Annotated in this window: 15 protein-coding genes; 9 read left to right on the top strand and 6 right to left on the bottom strand. The window is 57.3% G+C overall.

The features are described from left to right. Window positions 1-65 precede the first annotated feature (65 nt). Window positions 66-1,082: a CSS-motif domain-containing protein gene (locus tag AB4O11_RS21515; protein WP_460128428.1), complete on the top strand. Its 1,017-nt coding sequence runs from the start codon at window positions 66-68 to the stop codon at window positions 1,080-1,082. Beyond that, a complete protein-coding gene (locus AB4O11_RS21510; RefSeq protein ID WP_460128426.1) occupies window positions 1,075-1,650 on the top strand; it encodes an EAL domain-containing protein in 576 nt (191 codons plus the stop codon). Before AB4O11_RS21515 ends, AB4O11_RS21510 begins: the two co-directional genes overlap by 8 nt. 63 nt (window positions 1,651-1,713) lie before the next feature. Here AB4O11_RS21510 and AB4O11_RS21505 read toward each other — a convergent pair whose 3' ends face one another. Beyond that, window positions 1,714-1,980 (bottom strand): hypothetical protein, encoded by a 267-nt coding sequence (locus tag AB4O11_RS21505; protein WP_093433290.1) that lies wholly within the window; start codon window positions 1,978-1,980, stop codon window positions 1,714-1,716. 142 nt (window positions 1,981-2,122) lie between these two features. Here AB4O11_RS21505 and tspO point away from each other — a divergent pair, with 142 nt between their 5' ends. From tspO to AB4O11_RS21485, 4 genes are all read left to right on the top strand, one after another. Then, window positions 2,123-2,563, top strand: coding sequence for a tryptophan-rich sensory protein TspO (tspO, locus tag AB4O11_RS21500; protein ID WP_007916213.1), 441 nt, complete (start codon window positions 2,123-2,125; stop codon window positions 2,561-2,563). Beyond that, window positions 2,563-3,564 (top strand): alpha/beta hydrolase, encoded by a 1,002-nt coding sequence (locus AB4O11_RS21495; protein ID WP_460128422.1) that lies wholly within the window; start codon window positions 2,563-2,565, stop codon window positions 3,562-3,564. The genes tspO and AB4O11_RS21495 overlap by 1 nt, the downstream gene beginning before the upstream one ends. 93 nt (window positions 3,565-3,657) lie before the next feature. After that, a complete protein-coding gene (locus tag AB4O11_RS21490; protein WP_414925870.1) occupies window positions 3,658-4,284 on the top strand; it encodes a DUF3885 domain-containing protein in 627 nt (208 codons plus the stop codon). A 77-nt stretch (window positions 4,285-4,361) separates the two neighbouring features. Further along, complete coding sequence (locus tag AB4O11_RS21485; protein WP_095049920.1) at window positions 4,362-4,772, top strand: hypothetical protein; 411 nt, start codon at window positions 4,362-4,364, stop codon at window positions 4,770-4,772. A 55-nt stretch (window positions 4,773-4,827) separates the two neighbouring features. Here the strand turns inward: AB4O11_RS21485 and AB4O11_RS21480 are convergent, their stop codons facing one another. Continuing rightward, complete coding sequence (locus tag AB4O11_RS21480) at window positions 4,828-5,022, bottom strand: hypothetical protein (RefSeq protein ID WP_095049919.1); 195 nt, start codon at window positions 5,020-5,022, stop codon at window positions 4,828-4,830. A 235-nt stretch (window positions 5,023-5,257) separates the two neighbouring features. On the opposite strand from AB4O11_RS21480, the gene AB4O11_RS21475 reads away from it, so the two are divergent. Further along, the gene (locus tag AB4O11_RS21475; RefSeq protein ID WP_116255724.1) at window positions 5,258-7,117 is read left to right on the top strand and encodes an ABC transporter ATP-binding protein; all 1,860 of its coding nucleotides are present in this window, start codon (window positions 5,258-5,260) and stop codon (window positions 7,115-7,117) included. Window positions 7,118-7,401: 284 nt separating this feature from the next. Here the strand turns inward: AB4O11_RS21475 and AB4O11_RS21470 are convergent, their stop codons facing one another. Beyond that, a complete protein-coding gene (locus AB4O11_RS21470) occupies window positions 7,402-10,485 on the bottom strand; it encodes an autotransporter outer membrane beta-barrel domain-containing protein (protein WP_460128420.1) in 3,084 nt (1,027 codons plus the stop codon). Window positions 10,486-10,886: 401 nt separating this feature from the next. On the opposite strand from AB4O11_RS21470, the gene AB4O11_RS21465 reads away from it, so the two are divergent. Both AB4O11_RS21465 and AB4O11_RS21460 read left to right on the top strand, forming a co-directional pair. Beyond that, window positions 10,887-11,288, top strand: a complete 402-nt coding sequence (locus tag AB4O11_RS21465) for a hypothetical protein (protein ID WP_460090723.1) — start codon at window positions 10,887-10,889, stop codon at window positions 11,286-11,288. Between the two features lie 106 nt (window positions 11,289-11,394). Further along, window positions 11,395-11,838 (top strand): GNAT family acetyltransferase, encoded by a 444-nt coding sequence (locus AB4O11_RS21460; protein ID WP_186624211.1) that lies wholly within the window; start codon window positions 11,395-11,397, stop codon window positions 11,836-11,838. A 133-nt stretch (window positions 11,839-11,971) separates the two neighbouring features. Here AB4O11_RS21460 and AB4O11_RS21455 read toward each other — a convergent pair whose 3' ends face one another. The 3 genes from AB4O11_RS21455 to gabP all read right to left on the bottom strand — a co-directional run bounded on the left by AB4O11_RS21455 (window position 11,972) and on the right by gabP (window position 15,108). Continuing rightward, window positions 11,972-12,385: a PaaI family thioesterase gene (locus AB4O11_RS21455; RefSeq protein WP_095049916.1), complete on the bottom strand. Its 414-nt coding sequence runs from the start codon at window positions 12,383-12,385 to the stop codon at window positions 11,972-11,974. A gap of 134 nt (window positions 12,386-12,519) precedes the next feature. Beyond that, window positions 12,520-13,620: a choline metabolism transcriptional regulator GbdR gene (gbdR, locus tag AB4O11_RS21450; protein WP_460128417.1), complete on the bottom strand. Its 1,101-nt coding sequence runs from the start codon at window positions 13,618-13,620 to the stop codon at window positions 12,520-12,522. Window positions 13,621-13,707: 87 nt separating this feature from the next. Next, window positions 13,708-15,108 carry a GABA permease gene (gene gabP / locus AB4O11_RS21445; protein WP_093433314.1) on the bottom strand — a complete coding sequence of 467 codons (1,401 nt, stop codon included), beginning with the start codon at window positions 15,106-15,108 and terminating at the stop codon, window positions 13,708-13,710. Window positions 15,109-15,401 lie beyond the last annotated feature (293 nt).

Raw genomic sequence — 15,401 nt, 5'->3', positions numbered from 1 at the left:
TCTGAATGGGCTGAAAAAGCCGTGCTGTGCGCACGTCACAGGCCTTGTGGCCAAGGTGGCGCTAAATGAACAAAAAACGCATTGTCTGGGGGAGCATTCTCCTGGGCCTTCCGTGTGTCTTGCTTCCGCTCCTTTTGATGGGTTACGTCGCCTGGATGTTGAATCTGGCGGCTGCGCAGCAACGCCTGGAAACCCTCGCTTCCGTCGCCTCTAGTCGCGCCCACGGGACTTTCAGTGAAGCGGCCGGTGCACTGAAATCCATCGCTGGATCGCGTCTAGCGCCGTGCACCCCGGAAAGCATCGACGAGATGCGTCTGCTGACCATCAACACCCTCTCGGTGAAGTCGATCGGCTACGTCGAAGAAGAGATTTACGCCTGTGGTTCCTGGGGACCTGTCGGGCAGCACGCGACGCCATGGCGCGAGGATTTCACCACATCGGACGGCGTGCGCGTTTCACTCGACGTGCAGTCGCGCATCGTTGCGGCGAAACCGATGATGGCGCTGCAGTATGCGGCGTTCAACGTGCTGGTCGATCCCCAGCAGTTCCTGCATGTAACGCTCGATGAGGATCTGCACCTGGCCGTCGGCACCGCTGCCGGGCAACTGGTCAGCGCCTCGCGCCCAGGCGCGGAACACTTTCTTGCTCGCGTGCATTCCGGTCCGCACTCGGGGCTCGACGACGGCTATCTCTACACCCTCGTGCACAGCGGCGACTGGGTCGCCATCGCCGCGCTGTCGCGCCATGAGCTGATGCAAGGCTTGATCCGCCGGGAGTTACTGCTGTTGCCCATCGGTGGTTTGCTCGCCGGCGTGCTGGTGTTGCTGATCGTGCGCCGCACCCGGCAACGTCTGTCGCCGCTGGCGGAACTGCAACTGGCGGTGCGCAATCGCGAGTTCGTTGTTCACTATCAACCGATCATCCGCCTCAGCGACGGTGCCTGCGTTGGCGCTGAGGCACTGGTGCGCTGGCAGCATCCGGATGGCTCGCGGGTGTGCCCCGATGCGTTTATTCCGCTGGCCGAGCGCAGCGGTTTGAGTTCTGCCGATCACCGATCAGGTCATCGACAATGTGATGCGTGACCTCGGTCCGCTGCTGGTCAAGGAACGCAGTCTGCACGTGGCAATCAACCTGGCGGCGAAAGACGTCAGCAGTGGCCGCTTTCTGCCGATACTCGACGCTGCGTTACGCCGCGCCGACGTGCAACAAAAGCAGATCTGGCTGGAGGCCACCGAGCGCGGCTTCGTTGAGATTGATGCTGCCCGCGCCACCGTCAATCGCGCCCGTGAGCTGGGTTATCTGGCGGCTATCGATGATTTCGGCACCGGGTTTTCCAGCCTGCAGCATTTGCAGCAACTGCCGCTGGACGTGCTGAAGATCGACAAGTCGTTTGTCGACAATATCGATCAGGATGCCGCGACCGGCACCGTGACCGGCCACATCATCGAAATGGCCAAGAGTTTACGTTTGCAGATCGTTGCTGAAGGTATCGAGACCGAAGCGCAGCGCGATTACTTGCGCCGTCAGGGTGTGCAGTTTGGGCAGGGTTGGCTTTTTGCCAAGGCGATGCCGGCGGAGGAGTTTTTACGGTTCTATCGAGAGTGCGCGCAAGTGGAGCACGATGCGCAGGAAGCAGCGATGCCGGTTTAAGCGCGCATAAACACGCGGGCAAACCCATCTTCGGTGGCGCGATGGGTTTGCCGTCAGCCTGCTTCAATTGGTCTGGCTGACAACCTCAATGTCCGTAATCCCTACTCGCTCGGCATGTTCAAGAATCTGCTCGGGCGTTGAATCCGCTGTAGGCATGATCAAGCCGTTTTCCGCATCGCCCAGATGCAGTTCCAGCAAATGCATCGCGGCCTCGTGCTTGGCCAACTGCTGCTCCTTGAGTTCAAGCAGAAAAGTCCGAGGCTCGCCGTTGAATAGATATTTGATGTGATAGGTGTACATGATGTCATCCACGTCAGTAGGAAAAGGCACTGATTATCCTGACTCGATGGTCAGTTTTTAGTTCAAATTGAATCGCCTCTCTGACCAATCTGGAATTCATGGCAAACTTTTTCCTTGCCGAGGCGTCCCTTTCTTAAACCCCCAACCGGCTGATTTCAGCCAAGGACTGGCGATGACCTTTTTCATTTTTCTTCTGGCCTGCGCTGCGGCGGCAACCACCGGCGTGATGTTCAAACCAGGGCCGTGGTACGAAGGGCTGAACAAACCCGGTTTCACCCCGCCCAATTGGGCGTTCCCGGTGGCCTGGACGATTATCTATCTGCTGCTGGCCTGGGCCGGTTACCGCTTGAGCCTGATCCCCGGCAGCCAGACCGTGCTGGCGTTGTGGGCGGCGCAGATTGCGCTGAACACGCTGTGGACGCCGGTGTTCTTCGGCGCGCATCAGGTGCTGGCGGCGATGGTGATTCTCACCGTGTTGTGGCTGGTGGTCGCGGCGATGGTGGTGCTGGCGATACAACTGGACCTGATCACTGGCTTGATCCTGTTTCCTTATCTGGCGTGGCTGTGCGTGGCGGCGGCGTTGAATTTTTCCATCCTGATCAAGAACCGCTGATGACCAGTGCCAATTGGGGTACCGAAACACCGTGGCCGCAGGGCGAGCGCGAGTTGGCGCAGGTGCGCGCCTTCAACCGTAAACTCGCTTGGCTGCCGCGTTTCAAGATCCGCAATCGCCTGACGCCGCGTTTGATTCATGCGCTGTTGCGTGTCAGCCAGATCGGCGGCTCCGGCGTGTTGCGCAAATTTGGCCTGACAGCTGAGCGCCGACTGATCGATAAAGTGCCCGTGCGGATCATCCGCCCCAAGGGCCCGGCGAAAGGCGTGGTGCTGGATTTTCACGGTGGCGGCTGGGTGATCGGCAATGCGCAGATGGACGACAACTTCAACGCGGCCATCGTCGACAGCTGCCAGGTGACGGTGGTCTCGGTCGATTATCGATTAGCGGTCTCGACGCCGCTTGAAGGTCTGCTGGAGGACTGCCTCAACGCTACTCGCGGAGTATTGAGTGATGCCGAATTTGCCGGTCTGCCCGTCGTGGTGGTCGGTGAATCGGCGGGCGGTCATCTGGCGGCGGCGACCCTGTTGGCGCTGAAACAATGGCCCGATCTGCTGCAAAGAATTAGCGGCGCACTGCTGTACTACGGCGTCTACGACCTGACCGGCACGCCAAGTGTGCGCAGCGCGCCTGCCGACACGCTGGTGCTGGACGGCCCCGGCATGGTCGAGGCGTTGCGCTTGCTCACACCCGAACTGACCGACGAGCAGCGCCGTCAGCCATCGCTGTCTCCGCTGTACGGCGACTTCAGCGGCCTCCCGCCCGCGCTGCTGTTTGCCGGTGAACTCGATCCGCTACGCGACGACACACTCGACATCGCCAAACGTTGGGCGCAAGCGGCCCCGGTCGAAATGTACATGCTGCCCTCCTCGCCTCACGGTTTCATTCACTTCCCCACGGCAATCGCTCAAGGCGTGCTGGCCTACAGCCGGAAATGGATTTCGGCGCGCGTCGAGGCCGTTGGTTCGCCACAAACGCCAGCAGCGGCACCGTCTCATTGAGTCCACCGACTTAGCTCTAGAGTCGGGGTTAAAGTAAGATCTGTCCGCAACTCCTTGGTTGAGGAGACAGGCTAATGAATACGAAGGGATAACGTGAACCTACGAGATGAAATCGAGAGGACTTTTCAAGGCAAAGCCTTTGCCCGACCTCTTTTCTATTCCTGCCCCGGAGGTCTGCGCTTCGAGCTCTCCGAAACGGGTGGGATCATTGAGCAGTTCCTGACCGCCCTACGAAAATCGACAACGATCTGCAGCGATATCTTTTCTGACGCGGCAACGTTTGTGGCGTGTCTGCGCACTCACTCAGGCAACCATGGCTTTACTCATCGGGCCGCGATTCGGGCATTTCGATCTGCCGGCATTGATATTCCTCCTGAACGCTCAATCTGGAGCGAGGAGATAGATGTCGAAGAATGGTATTGCGAAGAAGAGCCTGAGTACTGGATCAACATCGCGTTCGAAGCGCCGATCACAAGCCTTCAAGCATTTCTCTGGTGCGCGTTGACTAAAGATTTTGGCGCTATTGAGCCCAATCCCCACTGTGATGTGTATCTGTTCAATCTGCCGAAACAGGTCATGGTTTTTCCCTACGACGACAGAGGCATGGATGTCGTCGGCCCTAATGCACCGCTGCTTTCGCAACTGTACGAGCGGCACAATCAATACCTGCTTGACTATGACCGCTCGGCCATGGACTCCACGTTCGCAGGGGCGCGTTAGTCGCTACACCGGACGCTGGCATCAGCGACGAATCCAAAAAGGGAGCTTTTGGGCGTGAGCAATACTGGGGGCGCAATATGGAAATAGATCGTCTGCTCAAGAAGCGGCAACTCAATGTGCAGGAACAGAATACGGTGACTGCCCATCGCCTGAAGGAAACCGCTCGATTCTGGCGTGATACCAATATTCCCGAGGCCTTGACACGTTTCGGCGAGCGCCAAGGTGTTGATTGGTCAGAAACCGTCGTACTTGATCTTGAAGTCGACTTTCCCGGAATGCCACGCCTGTATGGCTTGATCCTCGATCAAGCGGAACGGTTCATAGCGTTTCAAATTGACACCGACAGTGATCATCTACACGTAGAGTTCGTAAGCCAATGGGAGGATGTCTCGGCGCATCAGAACTATTCGGCTTCCGAGCGCGGCACTGGCAAAGGCTTTGCTGTGCTTGCGTTGCAGGTCAGGCGGGAAGTGCTTGCACAACGATAGGTGTCGGTTTTCAGGCATAGGTTTCCTCTCCCTGGAAGGCCGACAACCGCCGCGCTCAGGCGATGTAGAAAAAGTACAGCGCCAAACCCAGCAACTGCATGAGCAACAGGATGGAGAGCAAATGATTGCAGCCCTTCCACGCCTTGCTCACCGGTTGGTTTTTTGCCACTCGGTAGCGAAGATAACTGTCGAGCGAAAGCGACGCCGTGGGGATCAACACGAACAAAAACGTCAAAAAGAAATTAAACATTTCCTTTGTCCATCGACTCCCAACATGAAACCGGATTTGTTCGCTGCATCGCGCGCTGCTCAAGTCGTCTGAGCAGACAGCTTAGCTGATCGGCATGCCCCCGGAATCCGTGGGGTTCTCCGCCGCAGTGTCCCGGGGCGATAACACTGGGTGGGGACAAGTCGGTGACATGCAAACCCTCAAGTCCGCCATTCAATGGCAGAATCCCCTGACCCTGATGATTTCGGAGACCACAATGCTGCGCGTGTTTGAACAACGGCTCGACCCATTTCCTCCCGACGAAGCACCGCCTCCGCCCGTCGGCCTGATGCGGTTCCTGTGGGCCTGCACGCGCGGTGCACGCGGTTATATCCTCGCGCTGGCGCTGCTCAGTGCCGGCGTGTCGATCTACGAAGCCTGGCTGTTTTCCTTTCTCGGCCAGGTCGTCGATCTGCTCTCGACGTGGCAGGCCGGCGGTGGAGTCAACGCGCAGGAAAGTCGCGTGCTGTGGGGCATCGGTATTGTGCTGTTTATCAGCATCGGTCTGGTGGCGCTGCGCACCATGGTTCAGCACCAGATCCTGGCGATCAATCTGCCGTTGCGGCTGCGCTGGGACTTCCATCGGCTGATGCTGCGGCAAAGCCTTTCGTTCTTTTCGGATGAGTTCTCCGGGCGGGTCACGACCAAGGTCATGCAGACCGCACTGGCCGTGCGTGAAGTGTTGTTCACCCTCATCGAAATTGCACCGGGCATCGGCGTTTACTTCATTGCGATCATCGCCCTGGCCGGCGGTTTTGCCCTGAAACTGATGCTGCCGTTCATTATCTGGGTCGCGTTGTTCGGGCTGGCCATGGTGTACTTTGTGCCGCGTCTGGGCCAGGTCGGTCAGGAGCAGGCTGATGCGCGATCGTCGATGACCGGGCGGATTGCCGACGCCTACACCAACATCACCACGGTAAAACTGTTCTCGCACTCCAAGCGTGAAGCGCACTTCGCACGCGCGGCGATGGAGGATTTCAAACTCACCGGGTTCCGCCAGATGCGTCTGGTCAGCCAGTTCGAGATCGTCAATCAGGCGCTGGTGGTCGGGCTGATTATCGGTGCCGGCGGCTATGCCCTGTGGCTGTGGCATCTGGGCCAGGTCGGGACCGGTGCAGTGGCGGCGATCACCGCCATGGCGCTGCGCATCAACGGCATGTCGCACTGGATCATGTGGCAGATGACGTCGCTGTTCGAAAACATCGGCACCGTGCAAGACGGCATGGCCACCCTCACCCGTGGCCCCAAAGTGCAGGACGCACCGAACGCCGGCGTGCTGGTGCCGGCGGGCGGCGCGGTGACGTTCGACAAGGTGAACTTCAACTACAACGGTGAACGTCAGGTCCTCGACAACTTGAGCCTGAGCATCCGCGCTGGCGAGAAAATCGGCCTGGTCGGCCGCTCCGGTGCGGGCAAATCGACGCTGATCAATCTGCTGCTGCGCTTCTATGATGTCGACAGCGGTGAGATCCGCATCGACGGCCAGAACATCGCGCACGTGACGCAAGACAGTCTGCGCAGCGCCATCGGCATGGTCACCCAAGACACATCGCTGCTGCACCGCTCGATTCGCGACAACATCGCCTACGGCCGCCCGGACGCCACCGACGAAGATATCCGCCGCGCCGCCGCCAATGCGCAGGCCGACGGCTTCATCAGCCAACTGAGCGACAAGCAAGGCCACAGCGGCTACGACACGCTGGTTGGCGAGCGCGGCATCAAACTCTCCGGCGGCCAGCGCCAACGCATCGCCATCGCCCGAGTGATGCTGAAGAACGCGCCGATCCTGCTGCTCGACGAAGCCACCAGTGCGCTGGACTCGGAAGTCGAAGTCGCCATCCAGGAAAGCCTTGATGAAATGATGCAGGGTAAGACCGTGATCGCTATTGCCCATCGGTTGTCGACGATTGCGGCGATGGATCGACTGATTGTCATGGATGAGGGGCGGATTATCGAGCAAGGGACGCACACTGAGTTGCTGAGCAGAAACGGTATTTATGCGCGGCTCTGGCAGCATCAGAGTGGTGGGTTTCTCGGTGAGGATCAGGGTGTGGCGACGGCGATGGATCAGGCTTGAGGGTGTGGGGCTGAGTGGGGAGCAGTCGCTTGTGAGCGACTGCTGTCGTCCATTATCGGAAAGTGGTCTAAACGTCCAATGGCCAACAAAAACGTCAATTGCATATTAGTCATTTGCCCCAATTGCCTCAGGTGCGCTTACTTTCCTGGGAAGGAATCGTTTCTTGTTTGAGATAACGAAATGAACCTGCCGATTGTCATCAACAAAAATACAAACGAACAAGACCCGAATTCAAAGATCCGGGTCCTGTTCGGTTTATCTGAAACTGCCTTCAGGAGAGGCTTTTACCAAGCGTAGCGGTAGCCGAGGTTCACCGAATAAGGCTGTTCTATGCCATCGCCCTTGGTGTATTCCGCGTCGATGAAAAACTTGTGCTTCTCGGCGGTTTGCAGGATCGCCCCGCCACCGATTTCGGCCCGCGAACCTGGCAATTTGCTGTCCAGACTTACGTCGTTGACGCTCACATGGCTGTCACCGGCATGTTCGGTAATCCACGATGCTTTGGCGTATGGCTGCACAGTCATACCGTTATCCAGCTTCATGTTACGACCGAACAGGCTGCCAACTCGGCTCTGAACAGAAGTAACGGCGTCCTGTTCGACTTTCAAGCCATTGCTTGCGGTGTAGTCGCCACTGCCCACGCGGAATGCTTGCACTTCCAGTTGTGGTTCGACGAACCAGCCTTGTCCAAGATCGATTTGCTTGCCAACTTCTACGCTCGCCGCAATTGCGTGATTCTTGTATTTACCGTCGACCTTCTGGCCCATATTGCTGGTGATGTCGACCTTGTTGTCCAAATGGGTGTATTTCAGCACGCTGTCAACGTACACGCCGTTTTGGTCGATGTAGGTTGCATAGGTGCCGAGCATGGCGCTGTCGATGTGGCCTTTGCTGCCTTCGCCGAAGTTCTGACGAGCCTCACCTTGTCCGGCCATACCGCCGAGGTACAGCTTGCCGTTGTAGAAAGGAATGGCCTTGTCGGCGCCAATCTCGAAACCGTTGACCTGCTGCTCAAAGGCACGGCTGGAACCTGTATCGATGCGCTGCTCCTTGCCGAAGCCACGTGTCCACAGACCGCCCTCATCATTGCCCATACGCAACTCGCCCAGTCGTTTGGTCAAGGCATTCATCTGCGCACCGATGAGTCCCGTGGCCGCCGCCTGTTGAGCGATGGCAGCGTTCGCGCCCTTACTCAGGTTCTCTGGTTGAGGATTGCTGATAATGGGTTCAATGGGCGCAACGATGTCTCCGGCACCGCCAGCGGTATCACCCACTGGCTCCTCGCCACCGCCCGCATCCTGTGCAGTACCAGCCAGGTACCAGTCATCGCCACGCTGTTCGAGGCCATAACGGAAGGCACCCACGTCGACTTTGCCGCCGTACAAATCGAACTTGCCCGCGCCGCCGTTGGTATCCACCAGCATCAGTGCACCACCTTGGGCCTGGTGGCCGGAATCGGCAACGATCAGCGTGTGCTCCCCGTCAACTTGTCCTTCAACCTTGAGCAAGTCGCCTTGCAGCGTTGCCAGGTCAGTGTTGAGCAAGAAGCTGCCATTGCCCCTCAAATTGCCCACCGTCAGCGTTTTGAACAAGCCGTTGGCGTGGTCGAAATTGACACGGCCGTCGTTCAACGAAAGAGCACCCAACGAAGAGTCGCCAGTCATTGTCCAGGCGCTTCCACTGTTTACACCCAGTTTATCCAGCCATTGCGCTGCACCTTGCCAGGTCGAACCATTTTCAAGGTTGATGCTGCTGTCTAGCGTGTGATCATGATCGATCGACACGTCGCCTTTCAGTCGCGACCCATTGGTGGCGGCCAGTGTCATACGTTCGATTTTCTTGCCGCTAGTCTCCACGCTACGGGAGCCCATCAAGATGTTGCCTTCAATCGTTGAACCGTCAGCGGTCACATCAACACCGGCGAGAACCCCTCCCTTGATGGCATAGTCATTAGAGCTGACCAGGCTGTTTTTGAGATGAACGCTATGCTGGCCGGATGTCAGAGCGGTGATCCCGACAGCGGTCGTGCCATTGACCACAACACGTGAGTCTTCGAGGCTCAACGATGAACCGACGTCCGTGCCTACATAGACACCGTAGCTGCCATTACCATTGAGAGCGATATCGACATTCTTACCGATGACAGTACCCCCAGATGCAGAGTAGAGACCGATGCCGCCGTGCTCACCGTGGATGCGGACATTATCGAACGTTGCTTTCCCGCCATCGATTTTGCTGCTCCAGAGGCCGTGTTCCCCTAAATCCACTTCACTGTTAGTCAAGTTGAGGGTTGAGCCTGCAGATGCCCGGAGCATAGGTCCTGATCCGTCGCTGGTGATCTTCACATTGTTCGCATTGACCACACCTCCCTGTTTGGCCGAGATGGCAGTGGCCGTTGAGTGCAGGTTTGACGACTCAACATTCACCGTCCCTCCAACATCAGCAAATACGGCTTCGGCGTTAGAGTTGATGTCCATGTTCTTGACATCAACGGTCGCCCCTTGGGATGCCTGAGCACCATAGGCGTACCCTGATCCGGTAGTGGTTATGCTGCCGCCGTCCAGACTTATGTGAGCACCCTCTCCTGAGGCCAGCGCTCCACGACTGTTGTCCCCCGAAGTACTGATCGCAATATTGTCCGCCGACACCGTCCCGCCTGCGGTGGCGTATATTCCATAGCCCCTGCTATTGGTGGTTTTAATGGAGCCTCCGCGAACGTTGACGTTGCTGGTCCCCGTTGTTGCAATTCCATACCCGTTGGCTCCGAGGGTAACGATATCGAGATTGCTGACATCAGCCGTCGCATTCGTCACGAGCAGGCCCGAACCTGTGCTATTGATCTGCACATTGTTACCACTTAGCTGGCTTGCTTCTTTGATATCCAACGCGACGCTGTTGCCCAGCGTAGCGACCTCGGTGTTTTGAAGGTTTACCTTAGAGCCACCAGACGCCACCAACCCAGGCGTATTGGCCATGAGGGAATTCACGGTCATGCCGATCAAGTTCAGCGTGGAGCTGGTTTCTACCAGCACAGCGCCCAAGCCAGTGCCTGAAGTGCTGAGAATACCGTTGCTCCAAGTCGCATCACCGACATTCATAACCCGCAATGCAGGGTTGTTGTCACCTGATGTCACCATTTTCCCGGTACCGTTATAGATCGTACCGTCGACGAGCACACCAGTGGCGTGCCCCATGCTGGAAAAGGCCAACAACAAGCTGGCAGACAACGTGCTCAAGGGAAAAGCCGGGGCTCTTGAAGTTAAGCGCGCAACGCTGTTTCGCGATTTTAATACGCCAGACGCCGACTCCGACGGCACCGTAAAATAGGTGCACGTGCGATTCCATATAGTTCGGTAGATGCTGTTCATAAATCTCTCATTCATTGATTTTTTTCAGGACAGGCTTAAACAAGCCGGCGCTCGAAAGTCACTGAGGAGAAATTTGAACAGGAAATTTAGCGGCAAAAATTCAGGCTTTTCCGACGGAAATGTAGGACTTTTCCTACGAGTGAGCTGATCTTTTTGGCACTCAGCAACTCGTATCACCGTCTACTTCCAGATGAACCTAGCGGAATCGAGTGGCCAGTATTGGTTGTTTCCAGCCCTTGGTGATCGGCGACGATGGATCAGGCTTGAGGGTGTGGGGCTGGTTGGAAGCAGTAGCTTGTGGGTGACTGCTATCGGCCAGAAGCGGACGATCAATTAGGAGTTGTAACAAAGAGTTGTCCGCCATTTAATGAGTGATCGAACATCAGGTTGATGAACCGAAAATGAGTAAATTGGGTTGCACATGTGGCCATGTGATTACCGATCAGACCGACGGCTTGCCCTATAAGGCGAGCCTGCTTCGCGACGAGGTAGAAAATGAATTTTGGGATGAGGTGCACCGTGAACTCAAACCCCTGGTAGAGGCTGCGGAGTCCGGAGACAAGGCTGCGATCGCCGATGCATTTGGCGAGTTTTCACCCTGGTTCAGCGCTGCTGACAAGCTACAAGACCGGATATCCAGCCTCTACATTCGCCGAATGTCGAGTGCCTACGAGTGCCAGAACTGTGGACGCCTTTGGGTGCAAAAAGATGACAGTGAAAGATTTGTTTCCTATGTCCCTGAGGAAGGCGCATATGGCGCAATCCTGGCAATAGCATCAGGAGGATCTGAAAATCTGAATTAAGCGTTCGCGATTGGTCGGCAGCGGAGACTGCAATCGGCAGCAGTCGTCCAGTGGACACAGACCTTTACAGGGAGTTAGGGTCGCTCTTTAACTAAGAGGCTGCTCCATGGATGTTATTGCCGATTACTCAAACGAACACCATCGAATGCCTGTCATGGCGCTATGGGAAACCGTTTTCGGTTACGAAACCGCGCACAACACGCCGAGCCTGGCTATCGATAAGAAGCTGGCCGTCAAGGACGGCCTCTTCTTTGTCGCGCTGTCCGGAAATGAAGTAATAGGCACCGTTCTCGCGGGATATGACGGTCATCGTGGTTGGTTATATTCAGTTGCTGTGCACCCTGCACATCGCAGAAAGGGTTTGGGCGCACAACTCGTTAATCATGCTGAGCGCGCCTTGACCTTGCGCGGCTGCATGAAAATCAATTTGCAAATCGTCAACACCAATGAAAGCGTTAAAACCTTCTACGAATCTCTTGGCTACTCGACCGAACCGCGCATCAGCATGGGGAAAAAGGTCGATTCGAATATCGCAACGCCCGGGCGGTAGTTTAGAGAGCGTCCACTGGCCGACAGCAGTCGTTCGTGAGCGGATATCGCCTCATCCAAGACATGCAAACACTCACCCGCTATTGCCCAAGACGCAGTCCATCGATGATCCACCGCTTGATGAACACACATTTTCAACCCATTGGCACCGCAAACACCGCACTGGCCCGCGCCACCGTGCGCTCCCCAACATGCAAACTGACAGCAGCAAACGCCAGTTGCCGGCCTTTTTTCGAATACTCCAAACGCACTTCCAGCCACTCGTTCATCTGCACGGCGCCGAGATAATCCAGGGTCATGCTCGCCGTGATCAATGGCTGTGGAGGGTCGCTGGAAAACGCCATGGCGTAACCCATCCCGACATCGGCCAACGTCGCCAATACGCCGCCATGCAAGGTGCCACGGCCATTGGCATGGCGTGAGTCGGTTAACAAACCCAGTTCCAGTTGCAGCCCGCTGCCCCTCGCGTAGATCGGGCCCAGCAAATCAAGCAACGGGCTGCTGCGGGTAAACGCGGTGAAACCTTCGGGAATTGCGATGGCGTCCATGGTCCCTCCTGGTGCCGGTGACTCACCGGCTTCATTGACCTTAATGGGAGGGTTTATTAGCAATCGTCTGATGGGGCAAGAACTATACGGATGCGGAATCTCCAGTGATCAACTGTCGAAGCAGGACCGACCGATCATCCCGTGGACGCCAGATCGCCACGTTCCATCATTCGAACACTGGCAAACGTCGATTCGTTGCGCGCTTGGTCAAGCGTCGTCAGCGGCTTAATTGTTGACGGCTGCGCTACCGGTTTGCGACTCATCTCGGAGCCGGAGCGCTCATCACTCGGCGGCACGCCAAAATGCTCGCGGTAGCATTTGGAGAAATGCGGTGTTGAGACGAACCCGCACACGTACGCCAGCTCAACGATCGACAAGGACGTCTGTTTGAGCAGCTGTCGCGCCCGAATCAGCCGCAACCTCAAGTAGTAGCGCGACGGCGTGCATTGCAGGTATTTCTGAAACAGCCGCTCCAGCTGTCGACGTGACAGGTCGACGTATTCGGCCAGGTTATCCAGGTCGATCGGCTCCTCAAGATTGGCCTCCATCAACGCCACCACTTCTTGCAACTTGGGCTGATGCGTGCCGACCACATGCTTGAGCGGTACGCGTTGGTGATCCTGCTCATTGCGGATGCGTTCGTAGACGAACATCTCGGAGATGGCGGTGGCCAGTTCACGACCATGATCGCGCGCAATCAGGTGCAGCATCATGTCCAGCGGCGCGGTGCCGCCGGAGCTGGTGAAGCGGTTGCGGTCGAGGGTAAACAGACTGGTGCTGACATTGACGCGCGGAAAAGCTTCCTGCATCGCCGCCAGAAATTCCCAGTGCACGCTGCACTCGTAGCCGTCGAGCAACCCGGCTTTGGCGAGCGCCCAGCTACCGGTGCACACCCCGCCCAAGCGCTTGGACTGTCGCGCCAGGGCTTGCAGCCACGTCGTGTGCTCGCGGGTAATTGCGCTCTGGATGCCGACGCCACCGCAGACGATAACCGTGTCCGCCACGGAGGGATTGCTCCACGACCCATCCGGGGTGATCGGCACGCCATCACTGGCCCAGACCGCCCCGCCATTGGGGCTGAAGGTATGCCAGCGATACAGCGTTCGCCCCGTCAGTTGATTGGCCATGCGCAAGGGCTCGACGGCGGACGCCAATGACATCAGGGTAAATTTGTCCAACAGCAGAAACCCGACAGATTGGGTTGCACCGTCGGCTACGGATGGGGTCGATGACATCATGGCCTCATAAAAATCGGTCGCGACGCAGGCGTCTGCCATTCCCTCCGACATACGTGGAGGGAGTATCAGGTTCGGCGCAACCGCCTACCCCACCGACGTGACCCTCGCCGTCGGCGCGGGATGACGCGACGTCAACAGGCCAATGAAGGAAATCGCCAGCGCCAGGCCAATGGTTGTCGTGACTTCAGTGCGGTGTTGCGGGGTGATCATCATCACCGCCAGCGCGGCGCAGATGAATACGATCACCAGCCACGTCAACCAGGGGAACAGCCACATGCGGAAGGTCAGCTCGACGTTGCGCTGTTGCAATATCCGCCGCATGCGCAACTGCGACACCGCGATGGCGAGGTACACCAACAGGGCAATCGCTCCGGAGCTGGCCAGTAGGAATTCAAACAGCCCGGCAGGCATGAAGTAGCTCCACACAGTGATCGACGCACCGAGCACGGTGCTGGCGATAACCGCTGCGCGCGGCACACCTTCGGAAGAGGTCGCCTTCAGCGCTTTCGGCGCATCGCCACGCCGGCCCAGCGAGTACAGCATCCGCGAAGCAATGTAGATCGAGGAGTTCATGCAACTGGCCACGGCAATCAGCACGACGACGTCGACCATGAACTTAGCGTGGGGAATGTTCATGATTTCCAGAGCGCGCTGATAAGAGCCGACCGAGGCCAGCAACGGATCATTCCAGGGCACCACGGAGATCACCACGAAGATCGACAGCAGGTAAAACACGCCGATACGCCAGATCACCGAACGCGTGGCCTTGGCAATGTTTCGCGACGGGTCATTCGATTCGGCAGCGGCGATGGTTACCGCTTCGGTACCGATAAAGCTGAACATGATGGTGATGAACGCACCGACAACAGCCGACAAGCCATTGGGCGCAAACCCACCGTGCTCGGCCATCAGCCCGCTCAAACCGCTGACTTCTCTGTCGGGAATCCAGCCCATCAACACGGCAAAACCAACACCGATAAAACCAATGATCGCCACGACCTTGGCCATGGCGAACCAGAACTCGAATTCGCCGTACTTGGCCACGCTGAACAGGTTGGTCACCACCAGCGCAATGATCGAGCCCAACGCGAACAGCCAGGCATCGACCTGCGGAAACCATTGATTCAGCACATGGCCGGCGGCGAGCGCTTCGATGGGAATCACCAGAACCCAGAACCACCAGTACAACCAGCCGATAGTGAAGCCGGCCCAGCGTCCGATGGCCTGGTCGGCATAGGTCGAAAAAGAGCCAGTGTCGGGGTTAGCCACCGCCATCTCGCCGAGCATGCGCATGACCAGCACAACGAGCAAACCGGAGAACAGATAAGCCAGCAGAACCGCCGGCCCCGCCGCCGCAATGGCATGTCCTGAACCTACGAACAATCCGGCGCCGATAATCCCGGCAATGGACAACATAGTGACGTGACGAGGCTTGAAGCCCTGCGCCAATTGGCTACTCGAATCCGTTGAGTTCGGGCTGATCATTGGTTTTTTTATTCTCTGCTGAACGACATTCAAGCGAGTTGACCAAGGCAATCGAGCACTGTCGTTGCCTTCCGAGCCCCCCGAAAGAAGCCCCCTTCAACCGCCGCAGTTCTTATCAACCCCATGATCTGGATGGGATTATTTTGATGTGAAGACGCGTCACCTTACCCGGGCTGTCAGATGACTCAGTAGCCTGATTGCGTCATGGTTGTGTCTGATATCGACATATCGAAACCAATCGGTCGCAATGAATACCGATAAGTCACCCAGTATCTGACGACAGATACCCTCAT

This window comes from Pseudomonas sp. H1_D05 (genome assembly GCF_054682705.1).
The sequence above is the reverse complement of the archived record's forward strand: the minus strand, read 5'-3'. Positions and strand labels throughout refer to the sequence as shown.